Raw genomic sequence first — 4,723 nt, forward strand, 5'->3', positions numbered from 1 at the left:
GCTCCCCGTGGGCGCATCAACCGCCCTTGCGCGAACGCTTGCCGGGGTTCTTCTTGCTGCGCGTCGTGATGCCGCGCTCCAGGCTCACACGCTGGCCGCGGCCGGGGGTGCGCAGTGTTACGCCGGGCATGGGCTTCGGGGGAGGAGTGCGCTTGCGGTCTGCTTCGGTGACGATCTTGTTGCCCATGGTCATTCTCTGCGGGAGTGAAAAAATAAAACCGCCATTAGGCCACATCCGGGCCCTGTTGCACGGCCCACAAGGCTTGCCTTCGTCGCTTGCAAGCAGCGATACTGCGGCCCACACAAACTGAACAATTGGAGACGAAAAAACCATGAGCCTGCCTTTCCACCCGCTGGACCCCGACCTGTTCTCCCGTGCACAGTCGCTGCTCGACGAAGAGTGGCTGGCGCGTGACCCCGATCTGGCACCCATGCTGCCCACCGTGCTGGCGCGCAATGTGGGGCAGGACTGGCACAAGGCGGGAACGTTCCGCCACCACCTCGTGGGCGTGGCCCGCTCGCTGAGCGTCTGGCAGCAACCGCGCGACGTGCGCCTCCTGGGGCTGCTGCACAGCGTGTACGGCAATGCGTTCGTGGACCTCGTGAAGTTCGACCCGGCCAAGGAGCGGGCGCGGATGCGGGGCCTGATGGGCGAGTCCGCCGAGCATCTGGTGTACCTGTTTTGCACCCAGTCGCGCACGCAGTTCGTGCAGCGGGTGCTGGCCCACGCGCTGGAGGCCGACGGCAGCCTGGTGCTGGAGAAGGACGGCCAGCGCCACGTGCTCACGCCCTACGAGGTGGCGGTGTTCATCATCGTCAGCATGGCCGACACCATCGAGCAATGGTCCAGCTGGCAGGACGATGTCTACTCGCGCTTCCCCGACGTGCAGCAGCGCCCGCAAACCGCGCACTGGGCGGCCTCGCTGTGGCCCGGCCCCATGCGACCCACGGGGCGCATGCTGCACCAGATCAGCGCGCTGGGGCAGGCGCTGCAGCACCCGGCACTGAAGGACCTGCTGCCCATTCCGCCGGTGTTCGCGCATTGCAGCCAGAACCTGTCCGCGTCCGACGAGGCGGCCGCCAGCGCGCTGTACTGGGCGGTCGTCCAGCAGGACCAGCCCCTGGTGGACCTGGACGTGGCCACGGGCGTGCTCGAGAACGCCGTGCGCCACAACCCCTGGGTGGGCGAGTCGCAAATGACGCTGGCGCAGCTGTACCTCACGGCCGGCCGCAGGGACGAGGCCAGGGCCGCGGCGAGCAGCGCCCTGCAGCTGTTCTGCGTCTGGGGCAATTCCTGGGACAAGCGCGTGCAATGGGAGGCCTGGATCGCCTGGACGCGCATCCTGCTGCAGGGCGCCACGGTAGACGGCAGCTGGCCCGAGCGGCTGGACAAGCTGAACAACCTCGCGCTGCGCGACTGAATTCCTGCCGCGCTTCAGGCCGCAGGCTCGTCGGGCGGCAGGCCGGCCGGGATCAACTGCAGTTCGTTGTCGCGCGCAAAGTGGATGACGAAATCCCAGGCCATGGGCTCGTGCGCGCGCAGGTCGCTGTGCACGAGCACGCACTTCACGCCGTCGATGGTGGTCGGAACGCACCAGGGCGAATAGCTCAGATGGCTACCAAGGCGGACTTCCCCCGGGCGAAAGCGGCTCATCACACCGGCCAGCCGCTCGGCCCAGTCGCTGGGGCGAAAGCTTTTCCCTTCGTGGGTGATGCCCCGAATGCAGATTGTGTGGGAGGAGGGGGAGGCCATCGGGGGTCGAGGGGGAGGGGGCGCGGTGCGCGCAGGATCACTGCCTGCCGCTAGCGCGGGCTGCGGCATTCTAACTCTTATATAAGAGTGGGCCGCCATGTTCGTGCGCAAGGAATGCAACTCCGCGCAGGCTTCATCCATCCCGCTAAAGTCCCCACCCATGCCGACCCGCCACCACGACCCCATTGTTGCCATCGCCACCGCCCAGGGGCGCGGGGCGGTCGGCATCGTGCGGGTATCGGGCCACTCGATCGGCGCCCTGGTGCAGGCCCTGTGCGCGCGCGCGCTCAGGCCACGCGAGGCAAGCTATCTGCCGTTTCGCGACGCGCGCGGTCAGGCCATCGACCAGGGGCTGGCGCTGTACTTTCCCGGTCCGCACAGCTACACGGGCGAAGATGTGCTGGAACTGCAGGCCCATGGCGGGCCCGTGGTGCTGCAGTTGCTGCTCGCGCGCTGCCTGGAGGCCGGCGCCAGCGTGGACCCGGCAACGGGCCGGGCCTGCCTGCCCGGCCTGCGTGTGGCGCAGCCGGGCGAGTTCACCGAGCGCGCCTTTCTCAACGACAAGATCGACCTGGCCCAGGCCGAGGCGATTGCCGACCTGATCGACGCAAGCACCGAGGCCGCGGCGCGCAGCGCGAGCCGCTCGCTGAGCGGCGCCTTTTCTGCCGAGATCCACAGCCTGCGCGATGCGCTCATTCACCTGCGCACGCTGGTCGAGGCCACGCTCGATTTTCCGGAAGAAGAGATCGACTTCCTGCGCCAGGCCGACGCCCGGGGCCAGCTCTCGACATTGCAGCGCACCCTGGACTGCGTGATGCAGCGTGCGCGCCAGGGCGCGCTGCTGCGCGAGGGCATCCGGGTGGTCATCGCCGGCCAGCCGAATGCGGGCAAGAGCTCGCTGCTCAACGCGCTCGCGGGGGCCGAACTGGCCATCGTCACGCCGGTTGCGGGAACCACGCGCGACAAGGTAGAGCAGACCATACAGATAGAGGGCGTGCCCCTGCACGTCATCGACACCGCAGGCCTGCGCAGCAGCGCCGACGCGGTGGAGCGCATGGGCATCGCCCGTGCCTGGGACGAGATCGCCGCCGCCGATGCGGTGCTGTTTCTGCACGACCTGTCACGCGCGGGCGCGGCGCAATACATGGCCGACGACGCAGCCATAGAGCACGCGCTGGCGCAGAAACTGTCCCCGGCGGTTGCGGTGATCGATGTCTGGAACAAGACCGACTGCGCTCTGGCGGCGCCGGCGCCCCCGGCCGCGGGCGCTGCGCGTCCCAGCGTGCGCCTGTCCGCCCGCACCGGCGAGGGGCTGGACGGCCTGCGGTGCATCCTGCTCGAAGTGGCGGGCTGGCAATCGGCCCCCGAAGGCATTTGCATCGCCCGCGCCCGGCACGTCGAGGCCTTGCAGGCGGTATCGGCCCACCTGCACGAGGCCTCGGAGCAATTGCAGGCCCAGGACCCGGCGCTGGACCTGCTGGCCGAAGAACTGCGCCTGGCGCTGAACGCGCTGAACGCGATCACCGGAGCGTTTGGCGCGGACGAACTATTGGGCGCGATCTTCTCGCGCTTTTGCATCGGCAAGTAGGCGCGCGCGCCGGTGCCTGTCGCTGCGCCAAGTCCAGGGGGCTTAGCGCGGTGCCAGGCGGATCGCGCCATCGAGGCGAATCACCTCGCCATTGAGCATGTCGTTTTCAAAGATGTGCTGCACCAGCTTGGCGTAGTCCTGCGGCGTTCCCAGGCGGCTGGGAAAGGGGACGCTCGCAGCCAGCGCATCCTGCACTTCCTGGGGCATGCCAAAGAGCATGGGCGTGCCGAAGATTCCGGGCGCGATGGTCATGTTGCGGATGCCGTTGCGCGCCAAGTCGCGCGCGATGGGCAGCGTCATGCCAACCACGCCGCCCTTGGACGCCGAGTACGCCGCCTGGCCGATCTGGCCGTCGTAGGCGGCCACGCTGGCGGTGGAGATCAGCACGCCACGCTCGCCGGTGGGCTCGGGATCGTTCCCGCACATGGCCTGCGCGGCCAGGCGGATCATGTTGAAGCTGCCGATCAGGTTGACCGTGACGGTCTTGCGAAAGAGCTCCAGCGCATGCACGCCGCTGCGGCCCACGGTCTTTTCGGCGGGGGCAATGCCGGCACAGTTCACCAGACCCATGAGCTTGCCCATGGAAACCGCCTGCGCCACCACGGCCTGGCCGTCGGCCTCGCTGCCCACATCGCATGGCACAAAGGCAGCGCCGATTTCCCGGGCCACGGCCGCGCCCTTTTCGGCCTGCATGTCGGCAAGCACCACCTGGCCGCCCTGGGCCGCAAGCATGCGCGCCGTCCCCTCGCCCAGACCCGACGCCGCGCCGGTCACGATGAATACCTTGCCCTTGATTTCCATGTCCTGTGTCTCCAGCCGGGTGAAGTGAGCGCCGATTATGGGGGATCCCCTGCGGGCAGCCCGCGGAGCAAGAGCACAGCGGCGGAAACCCCCGGCATGCTGGCCACGGGCGCTGCGTGGGAGCGGCCCGGCACCGGAACTGCGCCAGCAGAGTAACAATTTTTTATACCCCCTTTTACATGTCGGGTATGCCCTCGCCCGATGCGAGCGGAGTAACATGAGAGACAAATATCCGCGATGAACTGAAGTTACTCCGAGCTACTGGCGCCCTCCGTCGAACCCGACGGGCAGCCAGCCGTTTCGGCCCCACCAGTCTCTGCCCAGGAGCGCAAGCCCTGCGGCAAATCAAGAGAAGGGACGGATTTCACCATGACGGAAAAGAATACGGATACGGAGACAAGCCCCCCCGTGGCCACGGCCGACACGCCGGACGCAACCCCGGCAGCACCGCAGACCAGCGCGCAACAGGACCCGGCAGCGGACTCGCTCACCGCCCTGTGCATGGTCGCCCGGCTGCACCAAACCGCAGCCGACCCGGCCACGCTGGCCCACCAAATCGGCTTGCGGCCCAGCGAACCCGC

At 68.2% G+C, this 4,723-nt stretch carries 6 protein-coding genes; 3 read left to right on the forward strand and 3 right to left on the reverse strand.

What is annotated here, in order from left to right; all coding sequences use genetic code 11:
• Positions 1–16 precede the first annotated feature (16 nt).
• Entirely contained in the window at positions 17–187 is a 171-nt protein-coding gene (locus VTU_RS34010; protein WP_010108182.1) for a hypothetical protein, read from the reverse strand.
• 145 nt (positions 188–332) lie between these two features.
• Between VTU_RS34010 and VTU_RS0120655 the strand changes: the two genes are divergently transcribed.
• Positions 333–1,421: a DUF6817 domain-containing protein gene (locus tag VTU_RS0120655; RefSeq protein WP_010108184.1), complete on the forward strand. Its 1,089-nt coding sequence runs from the start codon at positions 333–335 to the stop codon at positions 1,419–1,421.
• Positions 1,422–1,435: 14 nt separating this feature from the next.
• Here the strand turns inward: VTU_RS0120655 and VTU_RS0120660 are convergent, their stop codons facing one another.
• Complete coding sequence (locus VTU_RS0120660; RefSeq protein ID WP_010108186.1) at positions 1,436–1,753, reverse strand: DUF3579 domain-containing protein; 318 nt, start codon at positions 1,751–1,753, stop codon at positions 1,436–1,438.
• A gap of 160 nt (positions 1,754–1,913) precedes the next feature.
• Here VTU_RS0120660 and mnmE point away from each other — a divergent pair, with 160 nt between their 5' ends.
• Positions 1,914–3,341, forward strand: a complete 1,428-nt coding sequence (gene mnmE, locus VTU_RS0120665) for a tRNA uridine-5-carboxymethylaminomethyl(34) synthesis GTPase MnmE (protein ID WP_010108188.1) — start codon at positions 1,914–1,916, stop codon at positions 3,339–3,341.
• Between the two features lie 42 nt (positions 3,342–3,383).
• On the opposite strand, the gene VTU_RS0120670 is transcribed toward mnmE, so the two are convergent.
• Positions 3,384–4,142, reverse strand: a complete 759-nt coding sequence (locus VTU_RS0120670) for a 3-hydroxyacyl-CoA dehydrogenase (protein WP_010108190.1) — start codon at positions 4,140–4,142, stop codon at positions 3,384–3,386.
• Between the two features lie 369 nt (positions 4,143–4,511).
• Here VTU_RS0120670 and VTU_RS33140 point away from each other — a divergent pair.
• The coding region (locus VTU_RS33140; protein WP_010108191.1) for a cysteine peptidase family C39 domain-containing protein at positions 4,512–4,723 on the forward strand (212 nt) is incomplete at its 3' end.

It is taken from the genome of Verminephrobacter aporrectodeae subsp. tuberculatae At4 (assembly GCF_000193225.1).
Taxonomy (GTDB): domain Bacteria; phylum Pseudomonadota; class Gammaproteobacteria; order Burkholderiales; family Burkholderiaceae_C; genus Acidovorax; species Acidovorax aporrectodeae.

Excerpts from the sequence above, each read along its gene's own strand:
- VTU_RS34010 (WP_010108182.1), bottom strand. The coding sequence starts at position 187 with ATGGGCAACAAGATCGTCACCGAAGCAGACCGCAAGCGCACTCCTCCC.
- VTU_RS0120655 (WP_010108184.1), top strand. The coding sequence starts at position 333 with ATGAGCCTGCCTTTCCACCCGCTGGACCCCGACCTGTTCTCCCGTGCA.
- VTU_RS0120660 (WP_010108186.1), bottom strand. The coding sequence starts at position 1,753 with ATGGCCTCCCCCTCCTCCCACACAATCTGCATTCGGGGCATCACCCAC.
- mnmE (WP_010108188.1), top strand. The coding sequence starts at position 1,914 with ATGCCGACCCGCCACCACGACCCCATTGTTGCCATCGCCACCGCCCAG.
- VTU_RS0120670 (WP_010108190.1), bottom strand. The coding sequence starts at position 4,142 with ATGGAAATCAAGGGCAAGGTATTCATCGTGACCGGCGCGGCGTCGGGT.